Below are 20241 nucleotides of genomic sequence, written 5' to 3'. Positions count from 1 at the left end.
TTCTAAGGTCATTAACTTTACATAAAATAAATAAAAACGAAAATTTAAAGATTCCTTCCATTTTTATAAATATACTTATTTAACTTACTAAATATTATAATTTATCCTCTTGATACTGCAATTACAAAAAGAATAATTGAGAATAATATATATGTTGGTACTATTAAGCAATAATGAATCACCAACTTAAACTTTTTATTTATTACCCAATATATTGCTGATAATAAGCAATATATTAAAAATATACCGGCTACTATTCGTGAACTTGTATATAGAAAAAAGCATCCATATTGCATAGATAACATAGGTGCATATAGGAAAAATATAGTTATAACTCCTCCTATAATCCAATTTATTAGTTTTAAATATTTACTCATTTACACATTCACTCCATTTGAATTTTTTAAATACTAGTGAAAATTATATAAAAATACAAATAAAAAGTATTGAAATTGGATTAACATAGATTTATTTGGGAGTAAAATATAAAAAATCATGTATTATACAAAACTATTTAAAATTTAGCAGTAAAAATTACACTAAAGAAAATTTATTGACAATAAAACTTGTCAAAGGAGCCGCGTAAATACAAAGATAAAAATAACGAGTTTATTAAAATCGATTATAAGCTTTTTAAAAACGTTCAACTGATAAATTGTCGTGAATAGTAAATAAATACCTTTAAAATGTCATATATTAGCTTTCACGATATCGTAAAGTCCTACCAGTACATATCTATTTCAGATTTATGCTTAATATCATTTTCTTCTTCAAGTTTGTACTCCACAATCTTATTATCTAAAGTTCCCTTGAAAAATTTATAAGAACTAGCTTTGATCTGATCCATATCATCTCTATCTAGGGTTATCATAACTGCATCATTGAAAGCTTTATTCATATATTCATTTTTAAAATCAATACTTGTAAAGTCCATCTTGAAACTTCTTAAAGTTCCCCTAGTAAATACAGATTCATCTGGAACATAAACTTCACTTTTAACTGCTTTTGTATTTGTAGCTATTTCACTAGATGATATATCTTCTATAACTTTGGGAACTAGCTCTTTAACTTCCATATCAAAATACTTTCTCTTATCCATATCCTCAACATCAAAAATTATAGAGTTTACTCTACGACCAACCTTACTTTCCTTAAAATCAATATTAAAAAGTCCGGTTTCGTTAAGTTCTTTTACTCCTGGAGTAATGATACGCCTTTTGAAATTTGAATATTCTGTGTACTTATCTTCTAACATCATATAGTTTTTTATATCCTCAACTGTATACTCGATACTTTTTTTAGTACCACTCCATAACCTTAATAGTTCATAAAGTCTCTGAGCTGATATACTTTTTAAACTTAGCCATACATTTAAGTTAACAGGTGTATATCCAGTATCAAGATATGATATAAGTAAGTTAAAAACTCTTTCAGAAACCTCTATCTTAAAACAATTACTTTCTTTTAGGTATGTATATCCATTTATTAAGTTGTACTTTCCCCAATCTCCAACTTTCCCATCTTCAGTGTATTCTTCAAAATATATGTGTTTGTCCAGTATAGAGTCTAGCGTTGATGTAATTCCTTTTACAAATCCTAAGTTTCTATTATCAGATAACTTACCTAGGTCTTCATTTTTTATTGTACAAAACATTTTACCATCTTTGCTTTTTTGTAAGCTGTAAAGTATGTACATAAATACTCTACATTCCATTAATGTAAGGTTATATCTTGATTTAACAAGGGTATTACTCTTCATTAATACCTCGACTTTATCTGTTTGGCTCAAATAAAACACCTCTCTTTATACTATTAATGGTACAAATTAATACTAACCATGTCAACAATATTAATTTGTACGATTTTATTATGTATAATCAATTTTTGTACGTTCTTATATGTAAACTTAATTTAAAACGTACAAATTAATACTAAAATTAATGTAAATACGTATTAATTTGTACATATTCAGTATTAATTTGTACGTCTACAGTATTAAAAAGTCCGGGTTAAATATTAATTTGTACCTGGTTAGTATTAATTTGTACCGCCACAGTATTAATTTGTCCGTTTTAAAGAGCTACACAATACTAATTTCAAGGGGTATAGGTATGTCTAAATACTTTAAATACTCTTAAATAAATCTTTTTAAATACAGTAAAGACTAGTAAAGGTTACTTTTCTGTACTAAACTGATCTTTTTTATAAATAAAATAAATACTAAATCTAAAATCACAATTTAAATTCATTTCATATATTATATTAAGTTGTAAATAAAGCTGTTGTAGCTAATAAATGAACAGATAAAAGGGATGTCCCCCCTTATATGATGTATTAAACTTTGATGGAAATTGATATATTGTAAATATAATTGTTGATATGTTAGAGTTATATGAAAAATTGATTTAAAGTTTAGATATTTTGTGTATGTGAATTAAATTCAGGCAATAGATCACAAAAAAGAGTGTTAATCGAAATAATTTTCAATTAACACTCTTTTTTATTTAAAAATATATATTATTTTATTGTTCTAAAAACATTTTTATATCATCTTCAACATTAGTTATACCACCAATTCCAAAGTTTTCAACTAAAACGTTAACTACATTTGGTGATAAAAACGCTGGCAGAGTAGGTCCTAAGTGAATATTTTTAACACCCAAGTAAAGTAATGATAGTAATACTATTACAGCTTTTTGCTCATACCATGCTATATTAAATGATATTGGTAAATCATTTATATCTTCTAATTCAAACACTTCTTTAAGTTTTAAAGCTATTAATGCTAATGAATATGAATCATTACATTGTCCTGCATCTAAAACTCTAGGTATTCCATTTATATCTCCTAATTGTAACTTATTATATTTATATTTTGCACATCCTGCTGTTAAAATTACAGTATCCTTTGGTATAGCTTTAGCAAAATCAGTGTAATAATTTCTTGATTTAGCTCTTCCGTCACATCCACCCATAACAAAGAATCTTTTTATTGCTCCAGTTTTTATTGCATCTACAATTTTATCTGCAAGTGCGAATACTTGATTATGTGCAAATCCACCTATTATCTCGCCTTTTTCTATTTGCTTAGGAGCTATACATTTTTTAGCTTGTTCTATTATTATAGAAAAATCCTTATCTGACTCTGAATTACCTTTTATATGAGTGCATCCAGCAAATCCAGATGCTCCAGTTGTATAAAGTCTATCCTTGTAACTATCTTTTGGTGGTACTATACAGTTTGTAGTCATTAATATTGGGCCATTAAAACTTTCAAATTCTTCTTTTTGTTTCCACCAAGCATTTCCATAGTTTCCTACAAAGTGAGAATATTTTTTAAATGCTGGGTAATAATGAGCTGGCAACATTTCTGAATGAGTGTATACATCTACTCCAGTTCCTTCAGTTTGTTTTAATAATAATTCTAAATCTTTTAAATCATGTCCTGATACTAATATTCCTGGATTATTTCTAACACCTATATTAACCTTAGTTATCTCTGGATGTCCATATGTTCCAGTGTTTGCACTATCAAGTAAAGCCATTCCATCTACTCCAACTTTACCAGTTTCTAATGTTAATGCTATTAGTTGCTCAATTGTAAGAGTATCATCTAAAGTCTTGGCCAATGCACTTTGCATAAATGCATTTACTTCTTCATTGTCATACCCTAAAGCATTAGCATGTTTTACATAAGCTGACAGACCTTTTAATCCATATATTATAAGTTCTCTTAAACTTCTTATATCTTCATCTTTTGTAGCTAAAACTCCTACTTTTGTAGATTTTTCATCTAATACCGAGTCTATTGATACTTGATCTTTTACAAATATAGCATCTTTTATCTTTTGTAATAATCCAACTTTAACATCTATTTCTAATTTATTTGAAGCATTCCATAAAGCTGCTTCTGATAAATTTTCTTTGTTTTTTAATGTAGATAATAATCTTTCTTTCGTTTTTAAAGTTTCTTTTACTCTCTCGTAAAATACTTCATCATCAAAGTTTGCATTAGTTATTGTTGTAAATAAGTTGATAGTTACTAAGTTATTAACCTCAGGATCAATTAAATTTCCTTCTTCTCTAAGTCTAGTAGTAACCTCTGATAATCCTTTAGTTGTATATATTAACAAGTCTTGCATTCTTGCTAAATCTGGTGATTTACCACAAACACCGAACTTTGTACATCCTGTGCATCCTGCTGTCTCTTGACACTGAAAACAAAACATTTTATTTTCCATGTTACTTACCTCCGATTTATTGTATAGTGTGTATTTGATATATTAAGTATATATTTTACGAGAGAATATTTCGGTAACGTAGGGTACGAATAAATATTAGTTTGAATTTTTATAAAAAAAAAGATTACCAAATCAATTTGGTAATCCTTTTTTTTATTAGTTTTCATTCAATTTATTTAAAACTTCTTTTAAGTTTAACCCATGTATTTCACAAGCTTGTTCCAATTTTTCCATCTGAGCTGATGGGCACCCAATACAACCCATCCCATATCCCATAAGTATTTGAGCCGCATTTGGTTTCATTTTTATTATATCTGCTATTATAGTATCTTTAGTTATCATATTTAAAAACTCCTTTAGTTTTATTATTAATTTATATTAAGAAAGTGGTTGAGATATTATTACTAATATTTTACTAGTTTCATTAGCTATAACATTATGTTCAATTCTTGCATCAAATGGTAAAAAATCACCTTGATTTAATATGAAATTTTCACCAGTTGCAAATTCTATATCAACACTACCGTTTACAACATATACAGATGCATATCCATTATGAGTATGGTTAGGTAATCCTTTACCATTTTCAAATTCAAAATATACTGTTTTAAATTTTTCGTTATGAACTAATATTTCTCTGTTAGTGTTTAGATTATTAACGTTTACTACATTTAATTTTGTATTATTTATATTTAACATGTAAGTTACCTCCAACTTATTGATATTTATAGAATACACTTTATATCATTAAGTTTCTGTAACGTGAGTTACGTATAAATAATAATTATTATATAAATAAATCATATACAGATACCGTTTCAACAAATTTAAATGGAGATATTTTAAATTAGAATATCTAATTCACGTTAAAGTGAAAGTTTTACTTATAAAGACAATTTAATTTGTACGGTATCGTGATTTTTAAAAAAAGAGTTTTATAATTCTTTGTAGAATATTAAAAAATAGATTTAAGTCTATAATCTACGATATCGGGAATACTTAAAATGAGGTGATTTTAAATGGGTAAAGGTAGTTTTGAAGGATTATATACATTTGCTGAGGTAGGGCTTATTTACGGGTTTGATGCTTCTAATTTGAGGAAGCAAGTTGCTAATGATAAGTTAGTTGATGGAAAAGATATTAAAAAGTTTGGAAAGACATGGCTTATTACTGAGCAGTCTATGGTTAATCATTTTGGAAAAGTTAAATTTGAGGAGTATCAAAAACAAAAAGATAAGGAAAAGATAAAAGAGCAGTTAAAAGTTGAGAAAGTAAAAATCAAGAGTAGAAAAAGTTCTAAAAGTGCTGATAGTATGAACTGTGATGAAGAAAAGATTAAAGATAGTTGGGTTAAGGGGGATGTTAAAGGTATAGAGGTTAAAAGTTTTACTTTTAATACAGATCCATCAAAATAATAATGAAAGCCTGTACAAGCCAATATACAGGTTTTTTTATATACTTATATTTAGTTATTTAAATATGACATATAGGAAGTTAATTATGGTAAAATATTTTTTCTAGAGGATGATTAAAGTGTATAGTTAATGTGTGAACATAGTTTATATATTTATTTTAAGCAAGGGGGTAAACAAATGAATTTTTCCAAATTTAGAAAATTAGATTATTTAATATTTTATCTAATTATTGTAGTTTTATTTGTGATGCAGCTGACTAGTTTATCATTTAGTCATGTTATGGGGATATTGATAGGGGGTTTAATACCATCTTTAATTTTAGGAACTATAACAAATTTAATATTTAAAAAGAGATGAATTTAATTTAGTCATTTCAATATGTATGCTAAAAGTAAGTTGAGTGTAAGCAAAATGATTACAAATAGAAATTTAGATATATAGCAACATAAACAAAGGTCTTAAAATCCATTTATTTGGATTTTAAGACCTTTATATTTACTTGGAATAGCTAAGACTTTGGAAATGAGACAGATATTGAAAATCGACCATTACCATAATAAGCATCAATTTTACCATCTAATTGTTTAACAATTTCTTTGGCTATGGATAAACCTAACCCTGTAGTCTTTTTATTTCGAGATTTATCTTTTGTATAAAAGCGATTAAAAATATAATTTAGATCATCTTTGCTCATGGGTTCACTAAGATTTGAAAAAACAAATGTATAATTATCACTTTCCCTTATTTCAAAACGATAATCTCCATCTCCATGGGTAATTGCATTAAAAAGAATATTTGAAAATATTCTTTTTAAACCTTGTTCATCACCTTTGATAATACAAGATTTATTAGGAAAAAGAACAGTTGGCTCCTGTCCTTTCCTAAAAAAATCATCATAGTACATGGCAAGTATATCTATAAATACACTTTTCGCATCTATTGGAACACCTTCATAAACTATTTCACCAGATTCAATGCGTACATACTCAAATAACTGCTCAAGTAACTTTTTAACTGTATTTTGTCGTTCTAGTACAATTGCTAAGTACTCTTGTCTTTCTTCTTCAGTAACATCTGATTGTAGTATTTGAACATATCCACCAGCAGTTGTCAGAGGTGTTCTCAAATCATGTGAGATATTGGTTATACTATCTCTAAAGTTTTTATTTAGTCTTTTAATTTTTATTCTAGATAGTCTATGCTCATTCAACTGATTGTTTAGCATATTTACCAAACTTGTAATATCCTTTTGTCTTACTAACACTGTTAATAATTGATTTGTATCTTTTATATTTATAATTTTCTCTAATTGCTTTGTAATATATTTTATATTCATACGATAATACATATGGTAAAAAACAAATATTATCAAAGTAATTAGCAATATAAAAGTAGCTATCATCCAAATATTTTCCATTTTTTAATCCCTTTTTAAATTAATCTACATCTCTTTTTGAAAATAACAAGCTAGATCCAATAATTGTAATTACCCCAAATACTAAAAATACTATTGAGCATTTAAAAACCTCTTCTGGACTTGAAGTCAAATCAATTATAATACTATGCATATTCGAAATAGAATATTTTATAAAAATATCATTATTTGTTAGCAGATTAAGAAAGGATGCTAACATATCTTTAAACATTACAAAGAAAATAGAAATAGACATAGCGACTACTCCGTTTTTAAATAAGTAAGATATAAAAGTACCCATCCCTGCAATTGCCCCAAACATACAAAGTATTCCTAGATTCATACTAAGAAATGCACCTAAATCAACCTCTCCTAATTGGTTAAAAATTGTATCTGATATTAAATTTAAAATACCGAATACTAATAAAATTAATGTAATAGTAAAATATATAGCAATATACTGACCGAAAACTAATTTCCATCTAGATATTCCACGACAAGCCATTTGACGTACAGTACCATTTGCATATTCAGCAGTAATTAAAGACGTTACAAATACAAGAATAATATAGTAAATAATATCGCCACTATAGGCTCCCTGATAACTAGTAATTCCTGTAAATGACTGACGCGCTTGTTCACCATAATAAATACTAGATCCAATTGAAATGCTAATCATGCATAAAAGGATAATTGAAACAATAATAAAAATTTTACTTCTAAGTATTTTATAAAATTCACTAACAACAATATTTATCATTATTGGTCTCCTCCCATTCTTTTTATAAAATATGCTTCTATATCGTCACCTTCCAAACCGATGTGAGATACTAAAACACCATTTTCAACTAACTCTTTGTTAATCTGATCGGGTTTGTCCAAATAATCATAAATATGTATTCTTCCTTCATTGAACACTTTAAAATCAGTGCTTTTTATATTGTTTTTTATAACATATGCTGCTTTATTTGTATCATTAACTTCTAATGAAATATATCTTTGGCAGCGTGTTTCTAAATCTTTTGATGCAAATTCATCAATCAATTTTCCGTCTTTAATTATTCCATATTTTGTTGTAACTTTAGTAAGTTCACCTAAAATATGAGAAGAAATCAAAATGGTAATATCTCTTTCCGAATTAAGTTTTAAAAGTAATTCTCTAATTTCTATAATACCCGAAGGATCTAATCCATTAATGGGCTCATCTAATATAAGAAAATCTGGATTTCCAATTAAAGAAATAGCAATTGATAATCTTTGTTTCATACCTAGTGAAAAATTTTTAGTTTTCTTTTTGTCTGTATTTGAAAGGGCTACTAAATTAAGTAGTCTATCAACATTGCTGTATTCTGAAATACCAAGCAACTTATTATAATAAATAAGATTTTCTCTAGCTGTCATTGAAGGATAAAGCGCTGGTTGTTCAATAACACATCCTATTCTTTTCCTATTTTCATCTAAATTAGTGCTTTCAAAAAGTTTGACATCTCCAGAACTTGAATGAATCAAGCCACATACTATTTTCATAAGTGTAGTTTTACCTGCACCATTTTTGCCTATCAAACCGTAAATATCACCTTTTTTTATGTTTATATTTACATTGTTTAAGGCTTTTTGGTTTTTATATTGTTTAGTTAGATTATTAGTTTGTAATACATAACACATATATTGTACCTCTTACTTTCTATAAATTAATTCTATATTTAAATCATAAATGAAAGATATCAAAATAGAATTTAGAAATTATCAAGAAAGTATCAAGTTTATAAATTAATTATCTTGCATTTTATATCCGATTCCCCAAACTGTTTTTATGTATTTATCTCCATCATTTAATTTATTGCGTAGATTACTTACATGGACTGTAACAGCTCTTTCATCAACATATTCTTCAGACCATATGCTTTCAAATATGTTTTGTTTTGTAAATACCTTTTTAGGATTAGTAATTAATAATTCTAATATAGAATATTCTTTTACTGTAAGCTCTATAGGTTTATCATTAATAAATACACTATAATTTTCACTATCTAAAACTAAATCTTTAAATTTAAAAACTTTAGTATTATTATTTTTCAAACCTTTATTTACTCTTCTTAATACTGCACCTATTCTTACGAGTAATTCTTCATTATTAAATGGCTTCGTAATATAATCATCTGCACCACCTTGAATTGATTCAATTTTAGTATTTAAATCATCTTTTGCAGATACACATATAACAGGAGTTGCAAATTGTTCATTAATCTTTGTTAGCACTTCTTCACCGCTTAATCCAGGCAACATTAAGTCTAATAAAATTAAATCAAATGATTCGTTTTTTAACAACAATATAGCCTCTGTACCAGAAAATGCAGATGATACCTCATATTGATTTTTTGTTAATAAAGTTTGTAACATCTTGCTAATCTTAGGATCATCTTCTACAATTAATATCTTAATCATTCCTATACTCCTTATTTGATCTTATATAAAGTTAACATTTATAGATTAGATTTATTATCTAATAGATATTTTATCATACTCTAAATTACTATTATGTTTTTTTGTAGTTTAATATTCACTTTATAGTGAATATTGACTTATTGCATAATTAACTTAAATTAGGGATGAGGTGCCATTTAGATACTTGTGAGAATACTAATAACTTCTAATATAGAATTTAAGAGTTATGGTAAAATATGAGTATAAATTTAGAAAGGAGGAACTACATAATGCAACGGATTTTAATTCATGGACTTGGGCAAAATTCATCAAGTTGGAATGAAACAATTTCTTATATGATGGAACAAGATAATATTATTTGCCCTGATTTATCTTCATTTATTAAGGGAAAAGATGCGTCATATTCAAATCTATACAAAGCTTTTTCAGAGTATTGTGATAATATTTCAGAACCATTAAATCTATGTGGACTTTCATTGGGAGCAGTTATTGCATTAAATTATGCTATAGATAATCCTAAAAAAGTTAAGTCATTGGTATTAATAGCAGGACAATATAAAATGCCAAAAACATTACTTAAGATACAAAATATTATTTTTAAGTTTATACCACAAAAATCTTTTGACAGTATGGGAATGAGTAAGAATGATTTTATTAAATTGACAAGTTCAATGATGAACTTAAATTTCAATGAAGATTTAAATAATATATCTTGTCCAGTGTTACTTATTTGCGGAGAGAAGGACGGTCCAAATAGAAAGGCTACAATAAGTTTGTCTGAAAGTATATCAAAATCAGAAATTGTATTTATAAAAAATGCGAAACATGAAGTAAACAATGACAATCCAAAAGAATTGGCAGAAATACTTAATGATTTCTATCGTAGATTTTGTGAAACTTATTAGTGGTCAATAATATATTTGTTTTATTGTTTATCATAGAACTTTTCAATATTTAAAGTAGTTTTAATAAATTATATAGTAACTCTATAACTTACATGTTATTATAGGTTTAGAAATGGAAAAAAATGGGATTAGGAGTATTGTAGGGGGATAATGAATATAATTTTTTTTATAAACCTAGTTATAGGTTTATTGTACTTGTACCATGTAGATACTTCCGATGTATCTAAGACAGATATTTTAATAGCAGCAATTATAATATTTAATTTATTTTTAATTAACAAATTTAAAAAAGATCAAAAAAAGAGAGAAGGATCTAGTTGAAACTAGGTCCTTCTTAATGCAGATATATTCTGTGATTTTAAAGTTATTTTTAATTTTCAGTAAAATACAATGTATAATCTCCGCAGGAAATAACTACTGTGTTTTCATTTGTGTTATCTACATATTTAGTAATACTTTTACCCATAATACCTTTTTCATTGTTATCAAATATTATTTCGTAAATACCTTGTGAAGAATTGATTATTGTACAGTTTCCAATCCATTCATTGCCATTATTTTTATCTGTAATAGTAACAGAAGAACCTTGCAAAACACAGATAATATCTTTAACAATTGCATTTGGAAAAGCATCTTTATTTTCACTTGAACAATAAATAACTTCTCCATTATTACCTTGAATAGATCTCATATTCCAAATTGTTTTCTCATTATTCTTACTACATCCACTTATACAAACACAAAAAATAAAAAGTAAAATAGTTGTAATTAACTTTTTCATTAATTTTATCCTTTCACAAAATATAAATAAAAATATATAGGAGTAAATAAGTAAAATACCATTAAAATGCTATTACCTAAAAACTTGTTTAAAGATTAGTATCAAAAATGCGCTTTAAAGCCATTTATTTGGATTTAAAGCGCAATTGTAAGGCTTAACTACGCAAACAAAATTTATAAGTTAGAAATGCCCACAAGTTTGATGATATTGAAAATATAATCGGGATTATTAATAATTGTAGCTTATAAACTGATACAAGATTTGATGAAAATAAATAAATTACAATACTTAATAAAAATATTAAAACTAAGCATAACTTAAATGATATAAAGCCTGCCTTGTATCTATTATAAATTGAGATTTCATCTGTAAAATCACCTAATCTAAGCCACCAGAATTCAGAAAAAAATCCAAAGAAAGCAAAATATAAAAAATCTAAAGGATCATTATAAAAACCTTTAAATCCTAATAAACCTAAAAATCCTAATAAAAATGAAAATCTATTTAAATTATTTTTCATAAGCTAACTCCTTAAATCAAATTAATATATATTTTTATATAATATATATACTTTTAAATTACATATTATTACTTTTGGTTAAATTATATATTAGGATTAACTTAATCATTGTCTAAAAACTTGTTTAATGTTTATGATATATTTACTTTTCTTTTTTTAGTTATAAATATATCATAAATATTAAAAGGGGGGAGATTTATGGAATGTCAGAAATGTAAAATTGAAATGAAGATGGTGAATTTTAGAACTGAACCATTGGGAGTAAAACCATACATAAGTGCCAAGAAAAAAGGTATATTTAAAAGTGAAAAGATAAGTGATATTTTATGTTATGTATGTGCTAAATGTGGTCATATAGAATTTTTAGCAGAAAACCCAGGTGAATTTGAGTAATTAAACTTGTTTAAAGAGAAGCAGAAAAAAGCCCGTAGAATCTATTTTTTAGATTCTACGAGCTTTAACGTTTCAAATCAGTATGTTCATAAATATTATTTATTAGATGTTTTGGAATATCTAATAAATAGACTTAATTTCATAAAACTGTTTCAGTTTCTAAAGTATCATTTTCAAGGTAATATAAGTTATAAAAGTATGATTTCTTTGATATTAAATTTTCAAAACTACCTTTTTCTTTTACAGTACCATTCTTTAAAACTATTATCTCATCGTAATTTTTTAATGCTACATCAATTAATTTATGTGTAATAGCAATTACTGTTATATCTTCTAATCCAAGTACTAATTTTTCAATCATATACGCAGTTTCATTATCTAAAGATGAAGTTACCTCATCTAATATGATTATTTTTGATTTACTAATTAAAGCTCTTGCTATAGCAATTCTTTGTTTTTGTCCTCCTGATAATTTATTTCCATTTTCTCCAATATTACTTTCTATCCCGTCACTTAAAGAGTTGATTAAACAATCTAACCCAACACAATTAACAACTCTATATACTTCTGATTCATCTACATCTTTAAATAATGTTATATTATTTTTAATACTATCATCAAACATAACCACATCTTGATGAATCATAGATATTTGAGTGTATAAATTATTAGAATTAATTGAATTTAAATTAATTCCATCAATTGTTATTAGACCATCATAATTATTATAGTAATTAACTAATAATTTAACTAAAGTAGATTTACCTGAGCCACTTTCGCCTACAATAGAATATTTTTTTCCCTTTGAAAAAGATAAATTAATATTATCTAAAATAGTTTGATTGTTATCATAAGAAAAGCTTACATTATTTAAATCAATACTATTACTAAATTGAGGTAATACTACACAGTCAGAATCGATAGAATCTATGTCTTTATCTAATATAGATTCTATTTTAGAATATATTAATTTTGAAGAGTTAATTCTAGATATAAGAGGTATTACGATATTAACCGGATTAATTATATTATTTGTAAGTTGCACTATAATTATAGCATCACCTATTGAAAGCTTTTTTTCATAAATTAAAAGACCGGAGATAAATATGGTAGTTAAAAAAATTAAACAAGTAGAGCTTTGTACTGCTGAATTTATCAACCCTTCACCTATTTTATATTCGCTTTTATTTTTTTCAACTATAAGATTTTTTGTTTGGAACATTTTCTCTATTCGTTCATATAAATTAAATCCTTTTATGATTTCAAATGCAGTAAACAGATCCTTAGTAAATGAAGTGATGTTTTCTAAACTAGTTGAATATGCCCATTTTTTTATTGCGATTTTATCCGATATTATTTTTGGTATAAAAAATACTATTATAGATAGAAATAGTATTATCATAGTTATTGATATGTTTTTTGATAACATTACTGCAATAGTAAATGAAAAAGATGCTATATAATAAATAAGTAAAAATACACCCTCATACAATCCATTCTCTATTACTTGCAAGTCATTATTTAGTATAGATAGGTACTTACCTGTGTTTAGTTGTTTAAATTGATTTATATTTTGATGAATTATTTTATTGAAAATATCATTTTTTAAACTGAATATAATCTTTTTATTATAATGTGCAGCTACAATAGAATCTAAAAAAGTAAATACAAATATAAATATAATGATAAATATGCTATTAAAAATCATACTATTAAGCCGTATTGCATCTGTACTAGTAAAAGTATCCATAAGGTTACCTAGCATGTATGCAAAAAATATAGTTGATAGTGAAGAAATGGATAAGGTTATAATTCTAAGTATAAATAATAACTTGTACTTAAATAAATACCGAATTAACTTTTTCATTTTTATCCTCCAATTTTTTGTGATTAGATATTATATATGAGATAAGTTTCATATTAAGATAATTATAAGTATCGTTTAATTCAATGTATACAAGATTTAAGATATTTTTTACTACAAATTTACACAAATAAATCAACTTGAAAGAATTTTAATTTGAAAATTGTTAAAAAAAATGCTCTTAGAATAACTGGTATTCTAAGCGCATTAACTATCTCTTAAATATAAACCGAAATTATAAAAAATATATATAAAATAAATTTACAGCATTTTTGCAATTTCATAGATTTCCTGCCCTAAATTAATAACTTAATTAAATACATATTTCGTTTTATTTTATATGTTTTAACTTCATAAAAGACCACACTTTATCTAGTGTAACTTCAAACTTATCATTACTATTAGGGTATATAGTTACAACCCCATTTTTAAACTCAGATTTATCAAAATTAAAACCTGCCCACAGTAATTGTTCATAACCATATAGATGACAAACAACCTTTTTATTATTCATAAATATCATTTGAATCATATCTTCACTTTCAGCTTTCTTTATATCTTTCCACTTATAACCTATTGTTTTATATATTGCTTCAGGAGAAGTATTCGTATCAAATACATAGGCTTTGTCCCATTTAAATGGAGTCAATTTACTTAAACTAAGATTTTTATAAGCTTTATCTTCTGGATTCTTTTCAATCTCCAGAGTTGTAGTTACTAGTTTTCTGAAAAGCGCATCAAAATTTTTATCTTCTTGACTTTTTTCAAACTTAGTTACTTTACTGGATTTTTCAACTATATCCCATTTATCATTATCTTTTTCTAATTGGAAATTAATTTTAGAAATGGCTTCTCCATGTTTTCCAGGTTGAGTTACTATAACTTTTTCACCAGATTTGTTCTTGTAATTATGTTGATCAAAATCTTTATGAGTGTGTCCTGCAACTATGGCATCTATCCCATCAACTTCTTGTGCTAACTCTTGTATTCTATTTTCAGGAGTATTATCATTTTTTGCCTTTTCTCCAGAATGAACAACAGCTAATATAATATCTGGATTTTCCTTTTTCATAACTGGAACCCATTTTTTAGCAGATTCAACTAAATCGCTCATATATAGTGACCCATTAAAACCATCTAGATCTTTTAATCCATTACCTAAAAGTTTAACAGAACCATCTTTTAATGTTTCATATCTTTGAGCTACCTCTTTTACAGTAAGTCCTAAAATACCTATTTTAACATTTCCATCAGGAGTGGAAACTTCTTTAATTGTATAAGGTTTTAAATAGTTATCATTATTTTTTTTATGAGTATTTGCTGATAATATATCAATATTTTGTTTTTCAAAATCAGAAACTACATCATCTAGAATAGCTTTACTATTAAATAGAAATTCATGGTTCCCAAGTACTACAGTATCATAACCTAGTTCTTTCATTTCTTTTGCAAATGGAAATTCTATATATTTATGATTCTTATCATCATCGCAATCTCTATCAAAACAATATTTAGACATATCTGAACCAGATTTACCATAATCTATAAAGTCGCCTGCATCAACTACAATTGTGTTTTTGTCTTTAGATTGTTCATCTTTTATATAAGAAGATAACTCATAAGGCATAAATCCATGTAAATCGGAAGTTGCCAATATATTTATTTCTGAAGTTTTCGTTGAACTACACCCTACCATAAAAAAAATAAATAGTCCTAAAAATCCTATTATTAATCTCCCTTTCATCAAATCCCCCCATTAGTTTTGTCTTTTGTTACAACTGGAACATTTTAGCATATAATGCTGGAATTTTATTAAATTTGGAGTGAAATAGGATTATTTAGGACTAATATGAGCATATTTATTTAATTTGCTTTACTTAATTACAAGTCTGGCGATATCCAAGTATCTATTGCATTATTTACAATTTGGCTACCTATTATATTTCCATATTTTATATTAGATATCATTGTTTCATTTAAAGTAAAACTTATAACTTTATTTTGTATACCATTTTGTACCTCTGAAATACCAATGTATTGAATTTCCTTAAATTTATGACCATCTTGATTTTTGATTATATCCTCTACATTCAATCCACTTTCAATACTAATATTACGTGTTAATGGTTCTACCCTTGCTTTTAAAATTAAACTATCCCCATTTTTTTTTGATTCTAAAAAATCACCGTATTTCATAATAAATATTGGACAAATTTTTTTACTTATTCCCATATATAACCTTCCTTTAAAATATATTTACTAAAATTATAGTTTATATTTTTAGTAAATATGACCATTAACTTTATCTTAAATACGTAACTAGTTTTTAATATAAAATTAGAACTCTTCTTTAACATTGTCTATGACAGAGTCAAAACCTTCATTAGAATTTAGACTTTCTGTTATTGTGAAAATATGACCGTCTATATCTTGTAGTATTAATTCTTTTGCATTCCAAGGTTGTATTGTTGGTTCTTGAATTATTTTTGTATTATGATTTAGTGCAGATTCATAGATTGTATTGATATCATCGGAAAATAAATTAATACTTACTGAATCAGTAGGATTAACATCAGTAGATTTCAATAGCATTAAATCTTGATATTTTGTACCTCTCAGATGAATCATTGAAATATCACCGTTAGTATCACTAAAATCAAATATTGAATGGAAATTTAACACCTCACTGTACCAATTTTTTGAATCCTTTATGCTTTTAACCTTTAACTTTACAAATAAAGGCATTTGATAAAACTCACTCATTTTAATTCCTCCCTTCGTGTATATTTAAATTTTAAAGTATTACATTGTGTTAAGGTCAATATAAAAAATATAAATTATCTATAAAAACTTATTTAAAGAATTACAGTAAAAAAGCCATTAGAATCTATTTGCTTAGATCTAATGGCTTTAATTTTATCTTATAATTTCCTCATGACATTTTTTCATTATAAATATATTCACATCTGTGTAATAAAAAACCATTTTTTCTCCCAATGCTTGAACTTCTTGGATGACATATGGTCCTGATCTAATTTTTTCTTTATAATCAATTCCAAATCCAAAAATTAGTGCTAATAAAATTAATGGTAACATTAATATACTTAGATAGTTAGTACAATATGCTAGAGGTATTATAAATGCTAATCCTACAGTTAAAATCCATGAAAAAATGTGAAGAGCACTAAGCCAAGAATGAAAAACATATCCATCCCCTAAATAGTTCTTAACTATAGTTCCCCCAATTGCAATTAAAAAATTAACTACAAATAATAAAATTAAAATCTTCATGTAATTTAATTTTTCATTTGTTTTATTTTCATTCATCTGAATTACTCCTTATTTAATATTCTCTAATTCTAATACCTTTTGAATACATTTATCATCTTTAACATTTTCAGTTCTACGAGTATCATAAACTTTATAGTCTGGAGAAGTTTTAAATTCTTCATTACATATACCGTTAGAGGTTAAATACATATCACTTGACATTCTAACTAAAAGTCCACTATTTTTCAAATTGAAAATTACTGGGTCTACACCACCACCATCTCCGCCAGTTCTTTGACCTATAAGCGTTGCAAATCCAGTATCTTTACAGAATATAGCAAATGATTCTGATGATGAATATACTACTTCATCAACTAAAAGATATATTTTCCCTTTAAATTTAGAGGTATTTTTAGGCTCAATGCCTAGAGGCATCTCATAAAATGTAGTAAAATCAGTTGTTACTTCTTTTGGTGCATTTTTAAATAATTTATTAGGTAAATTTCCTATAGGATTTACAACTAGACCTCTACTATTAATATAGTTTTTTATGACTTCATTATTATCCCTAAAGGCTAGATATCCTTTTCGTTCAATATATTTTGGTGTAATTAAAGATACTATATTAGCCCAATAATCATCACTTCCACCAGAATTTCCTCTTATATCTATAATTAATGATTCATGGTTTTCTAATCCTTTTATATAGTCTCCTAATATTTTCATGTCAGCTGTAATATCTTCTTCTGTAATACCATCAGATACCATATACATTTGTGGTAAGTGGATGTATCCTATCTTTCCATCTACAACATCTTTTGTAGTTACCTCTTTTTTCTCAATAATATTTTTTGTATTTTCTATATTTGATCCAATAGATTTATATCTATTTAAAATTTTTTCATCATCCCAAAAATCATACCAGTCATTTTGACTATATACGCTTTTAATAAAATTAAAAGTATTTTCATCATTTATAATATGTGTATGGCCGTTGTTTAAATCCATTACTATTTTAGTCATTACGCTTAAGAACTCTTCGTCATTGGTTGTATTTTTTACATTCTCTAAATATTTATTTTTATTAGCTAACCAATCTACATTATTTAACCTTTTATTTACTTCTAAGAATGGATATCCCTCTTCAATAACAGTATACATATATTCAAAATCTTCTATTTTATCTTTGGTTGATAATTGAGAATTACCATTAGTTGTACTACACCCTACTAATAATCCAAACATGATTATTAGTAGTATACCTAATGTGAATTTTTTCATATATTTCCCCCTTTTAAATTACTATTTATCTATAATGCTATATAAATAATATTTAATTATCAACATGAAGATATAACTATCAATTATTTTTATAAAAAGTGTTCATTCACTACTAAACACGGTATCGTGAGTTTCTAGAAAAGGTTTATTATTATATTGATAGAATATTAAATATATTCCATCAATATAATTGGTTTAGATTATTAAAAACTTAGGGGGAAAGAAATGAGATATACAAAGTTTATATAGCAGATATCTATTTAAAAATAGGTTCAGATGGCATTTTATATTTTAGTTATGCTATTGCTTTCGGAGGTTTTTTAACACCAATTATTATAAAAAAGGCTAAATCTATATATGAAAATAATTTAATAAAACCATTTATAATTTTTACAGTGCTATCATCTATATTAGATTTTGGAGGTGATTTTTTGAATCTACTTGATTTATCCCTTCTTTTTTAATAATAAAAAAAGAAGGGTGATTAATTATGAAAATAAATAAATTAGCTATTCATCTGATGTTAAATAGCATTTCATCAACTATTATAAATTTATGTGACCAAGCTATGGTTGGTCGAACTTATTTAGAAGGATTTGCTTCAGTTGGAATAATTGGAAGTACTATATATAGTATAACAGGTGTATTAGGTGCTATTTCTATAGGGTTTAATATATTAGGTTCAAAGGCAAAAGGAAGAGATGATGATACAGATTTAAATAATAGTTTATTTTTTAGTATTATTGCTAGTATTATTATAGGAGTTATTTTCTTTGGAATATGTATTCTTAAAGGTGAGTATATTCTACATAAATATTTTAATATTTATGGGGATACACTAAAAGATGCAACTTTATATCTTCATATATTTAGTTTATCATTAGGCATAAACCTAGTCTTATTTAACATATCATCATATTTTAAGATAATGAATAAAACAAAATATATACCATATGGAAATATAATCTCATGTGTATCAAATGTAGTATTTGATTATATACTTATATTTGGTAACTTTGGATTTCCTAAATTAGGAATAGTAGGAAATGCTATTGGATCAGTTATGTCATTAATACTTGGCATAGCATTTTATATTATTATAATAAAAAAACATAATTTAATTAAGAAAACTAAAATTAGTATATTTAAAAATAGAAAAGAAATTTTAAAAGTATCTACACCTATGATTTTACAAGAGTTTGTAGAATCGACAGTAGTTGTATTTATGATGAACTATATATTATCTCAAATAGGTATGTTAGAAGTTTCTATATATAATTTACTTTTTAGCATAATAAATATAGCTTTAATGCCAATGTATGCATACTCACATGCATCATTAAATATAATAAGTGAGGATATTGGAGCTAAAAATACAATTGAACTAGAAAAAACTATCAAAAGTTGTGTTTTTAGAGCAAGTGGATTTTATTTAGTTATATCTATGATAATATTAATATTTAAAAATCAAATACCAATGATTATAACTACTAATACTGATTTAATAATTAATTCATCTAAATTTATGTTTATTGTAGTTGCTGCAAATATTATGAATATACCTAGCTGCATACTAAAATTTAGTATGCAGGCTTTAGGAGAAGAAAAGATTGTATTTATATATTCATCTATAATTTCAATTTTATCTACATTATTAATATATATATTTGTATGTATATTAAATCGTGGGCTTAATAGTGTATATATTGGAT

At 25.6% G+C, this 20241-nt stretch carries 23 protein-coding genes; 6 read left to right on the top strand and 17 right to left on the bottom strand.

Going from position 1 to position 20241, the window contains the following annotated elements; translation table 11 throughout:
* Nucleotides 1-101 precede the first annotated feature (101 nt).
* The 5 genes from ACRCYC_RS14970 to ACRCYC_RS14950 all read right to left on the bottom strand — a co-directional run bounded on the left by ACRCYC_RS14970 (nucleotide 102) and on the right by ACRCYC_RS14950 (nucleotide 4940).
* Nucleotides 102-377, bottom strand: coding sequence for a hypothetical protein (locus ACRCYC_RS14970; RefSeq protein ID WP_438619925.1), 276 nt, complete (start codon nucleotides 375-377; stop codon nucleotides 102-104).
* A gap of 344 nt (nucleotides 378-721) precedes the next feature.
* A complete protein-coding gene (locus ACRCYC_RS14965; protein ID WP_438619924.1) occupies nucleotides 722-1789 on the bottom strand; it encodes a replication initiation protein in 1068 nt (355 codons plus the stop codon).
* 733 nt (nucleotides 1790-2522) lie between these two features.
* Nucleotides 2523-4241: a hydroxylamine reductase gene (gene hcp, locus ACRCYC_RS14960; protein ID WP_438619923.1), complete on the bottom strand. Its 1719-nt coding sequence runs from the start codon at nucleotides 4239-4241 to the stop codon at nucleotides 2523-2525.
* Between the two features lie 156 nt (nucleotides 4242-4397).
* Nucleotides 4398-4583 (bottom strand): DUF1858 domain-containing protein, encoded by a 186-nt coding sequence (locus ACRCYC_RS14955; RefSeq protein WP_332587018.1) that lies wholly within the window; start codon nucleotides 4581-4583, stop codon nucleotides 4398-4400.
* Between the two features lie 36 nt (nucleotides 4584-4619).
* Nucleotides 4620-4940: a cupin domain-containing protein gene (locus tag ACRCYC_RS14950; RefSeq protein ID WP_438619922.1), complete on the bottom strand. Its 321-nt coding sequence runs from the start codon at nucleotides 4938-4940 to the stop codon at nucleotides 4620-4622.
* Nucleotides 4941-5260: 320 nt separating this feature from the next.
* On the opposite strand from ACRCYC_RS14950, the gene ACRCYC_RS14945 reads away from it, so the two are divergent.
* The gene (locus ACRCYC_RS14945; protein ID WP_438619921.1) at nucleotides 5261-5656 is read left to right on the top strand and encodes a hypothetical protein; all 396 of its coding nucleotides are present in this window, start codon (nucleotides 5261-5263) and stop codon (nucleotides 5654-5656) included.
* 177 nt (nucleotides 5657-5833) lie between these two features.
* Entirely contained in the window at nucleotides 5834-6013 is a 180-nt protein-coding gene (locus tag ACRCYC_RS14940; protein ID WP_438619920.1) for a hypothetical protein, read from the top strand.
* A 151-nt stretch (nucleotides 6014-6164) separates the two neighbouring features.
* Here the strand turns inward: ACRCYC_RS14940 and ACRCYC_RS14935 are convergent, their stop codons facing one another.
* From ACRCYC_RS14935 to ACRCYC_RS14920, 4 genes are all read right to left on the bottom strand, one after another.
* A complete protein-coding gene (locus ACRCYC_RS14935) occupies nucleotides 6165-7073 on the bottom strand; it encodes a sensor histidine kinase (RefSeq protein ID WP_438619919.1) in 909 nt (302 codons plus the stop codon).
* Nucleotides 7074-7092: 19 nt separating this feature from the next.
* Entirely contained in the window at nucleotides 7093-7830 is a 738-nt protein-coding gene (locus ACRCYC_RS14930) for an ABC transporter permease (RefSeq protein ID WP_438619918.1), read from the bottom strand.
* Entirely contained in the window at nucleotides 7830-8735 is a 906-nt protein-coding gene (locus ACRCYC_RS14925; protein ID WP_438619917.1) for an ABC transporter ATP-binding protein, read from the bottom strand. Before ACRCYC_RS14925 ends, ACRCYC_RS14930 begins: the two co-directional genes overlap by 1 nt.
* A gap of 105 nt (nucleotides 8736-8840) precedes the next feature.
* A complete protein-coding gene (locus tag ACRCYC_RS14920) occupies nucleotides 8841-9515 on the bottom strand; it encodes a response regulator transcription factor (RefSeq protein ID WP_438619916.1) in 675 nt (224 codons plus the stop codon).
* 269 nt (nucleotides 9516-9784) lie between these two features.
* Between ACRCYC_RS14920 and ACRCYC_RS14915 the strand changes: the two genes are divergently transcribed.
* Nucleotides 9785-10420, top strand: coding sequence for an alpha/beta fold hydrolase (locus ACRCYC_RS14915; protein WP_438619915.1), 636 nt, complete (start codon nucleotides 9785-9787; stop codon nucleotides 10418-10420).
* Nucleotides 10421-10570: 150 nt separating this feature from the next.
* Complete coding sequence (locus ACRCYC_RS14910; protein ID WP_438619914.1) at nucleotides 10571-10741, top strand: hypothetical protein; 171 nt, start codon at nucleotides 10571-10573, stop codon at nucleotides 10739-10741.
* A gap of 49 nt (nucleotides 10742-10790) precedes the next feature.
* On the opposite strand, the gene ACRCYC_RS14905 is transcribed toward ACRCYC_RS14910, so the two are convergent.
* Nucleotides 10791-11201, bottom strand: coding sequence for a hypothetical protein (locus ACRCYC_RS14905; RefSeq protein WP_438619913.1), 411 nt, complete (start codon nucleotides 11199-11201; stop codon nucleotides 10791-10793).
* Between the two features lie 154 nt (nucleotides 11202-11355).
* Nucleotides 11356-11721, bottom strand: coding sequence for a DUF3796 domain-containing protein (locus ACRCYC_RS14900; protein ID WP_438619912.1), 366 nt, complete (start codon nucleotides 11719-11721; stop codon nucleotides 11356-11358).
* A 198-nt stretch (nucleotides 11722-11919) separates the two neighbouring features.
* Here ACRCYC_RS14900 and ACRCYC_RS14895 point away from each other — a divergent pair, with 198 nt between their 5' ends.
* Complete coding sequence (locus ACRCYC_RS14895) at nucleotides 11920-12114, top strand: hypothetical protein (RefSeq protein WP_438619911.1); 195 nt, start codon at nucleotides 11920-11922, stop codon at nucleotides 12112-12114.
* A 139-nt stretch (nucleotides 12115-12253) separates the two neighbouring features.
* Here ACRCYC_RS14895 and ACRCYC_RS14890 read toward each other — a convergent pair whose 3' ends face one another.
* The 6 genes from ACRCYC_RS14890 to ACRCYC_RS14865 all read right to left on the bottom strand — a co-directional run bounded on the left by ACRCYC_RS14890 (nucleotide 12254) and on the right by ACRCYC_RS14865 (nucleotide 18529).
* Nucleotides 12254-13981 carry an ABC transporter ATP-binding protein gene (locus tag ACRCYC_RS14890; protein WP_438619910.1) on the bottom strand — a complete coding sequence of 576 codons (1728 nt, stop codon included), beginning with the start codon at nucleotides 13979-13981 and terminating at the stop codon, nucleotides 12254-12256.
* Nucleotides 13982-14309: 328 nt separating this feature from the next.
* Complete coding sequence (locus ACRCYC_RS14885; RefSeq protein WP_438619909.1) at nucleotides 14310-15722, bottom strand: metallophosphoesterase; 1413 nt, start codon at nucleotides 15720-15722, stop codon at nucleotides 14310-14312.
* Nucleotides 15723-15859: 137 nt separating this feature from the next.
* Entirely contained in the window at nucleotides 15860-16210 is a 351-nt protein-coding gene (locus tag ACRCYC_RS14880; RefSeq protein ID WP_438619908.1) for a hypothetical protein, read from the bottom strand.
* A 105-nt stretch (nucleotides 16211-16315) separates the two neighbouring features.
* Nucleotides 16316-16741: a VOC family protein gene (locus ACRCYC_RS14875; protein ID WP_438619907.1), complete on the bottom strand. Its 426-nt coding sequence runs from the start codon at nucleotides 16739-16741 to the stop codon at nucleotides 16316-16318.
* Nucleotides 16742-16894: 153 nt separating this feature from the next.
* A complete protein-coding gene (locus ACRCYC_RS14870; protein WP_438619906.1) occupies nucleotides 16895-17305 on the bottom strand; it encodes a hypothetical protein in 411 nt (136 codons plus the stop codon).
* A 12-nt stretch (nucleotides 17306-17317) separates the two neighbouring features.
* Complete coding sequence (locus tag ACRCYC_RS14865) at nucleotides 17318-18529, bottom strand: S41 family peptidase (protein ID WP_438619905.1); 1212 nt, start codon at nucleotides 18527-18529, stop codon at nucleotides 17318-17320.
* Between the two features lie 490 nt (nucleotides 18530-19019).
* Between ACRCYC_RS14865 and ACRCYC_RS14860 the strand changes: the two genes are divergently transcribed.
* The coding region (locus ACRCYC_RS14860) for an MATE family efflux transporter (RefSeq protein WP_438619904.1) at nucleotides 19020-20241 on the top strand (1222 nt) is incomplete at its 3' end.

The organism is Paraclostridium sp., from assembly GCF_051657365.1.
Classification (GTDB): Bacteria; Bacillota; Clostridia; order Peptostreptococcales; family Peptostreptococcaceae; genus Paraclostridium.
Note: the sequence above shows the minus strand (reverse complement) of the source record. Positions and strands in the feature narration are given on the sequence as shown.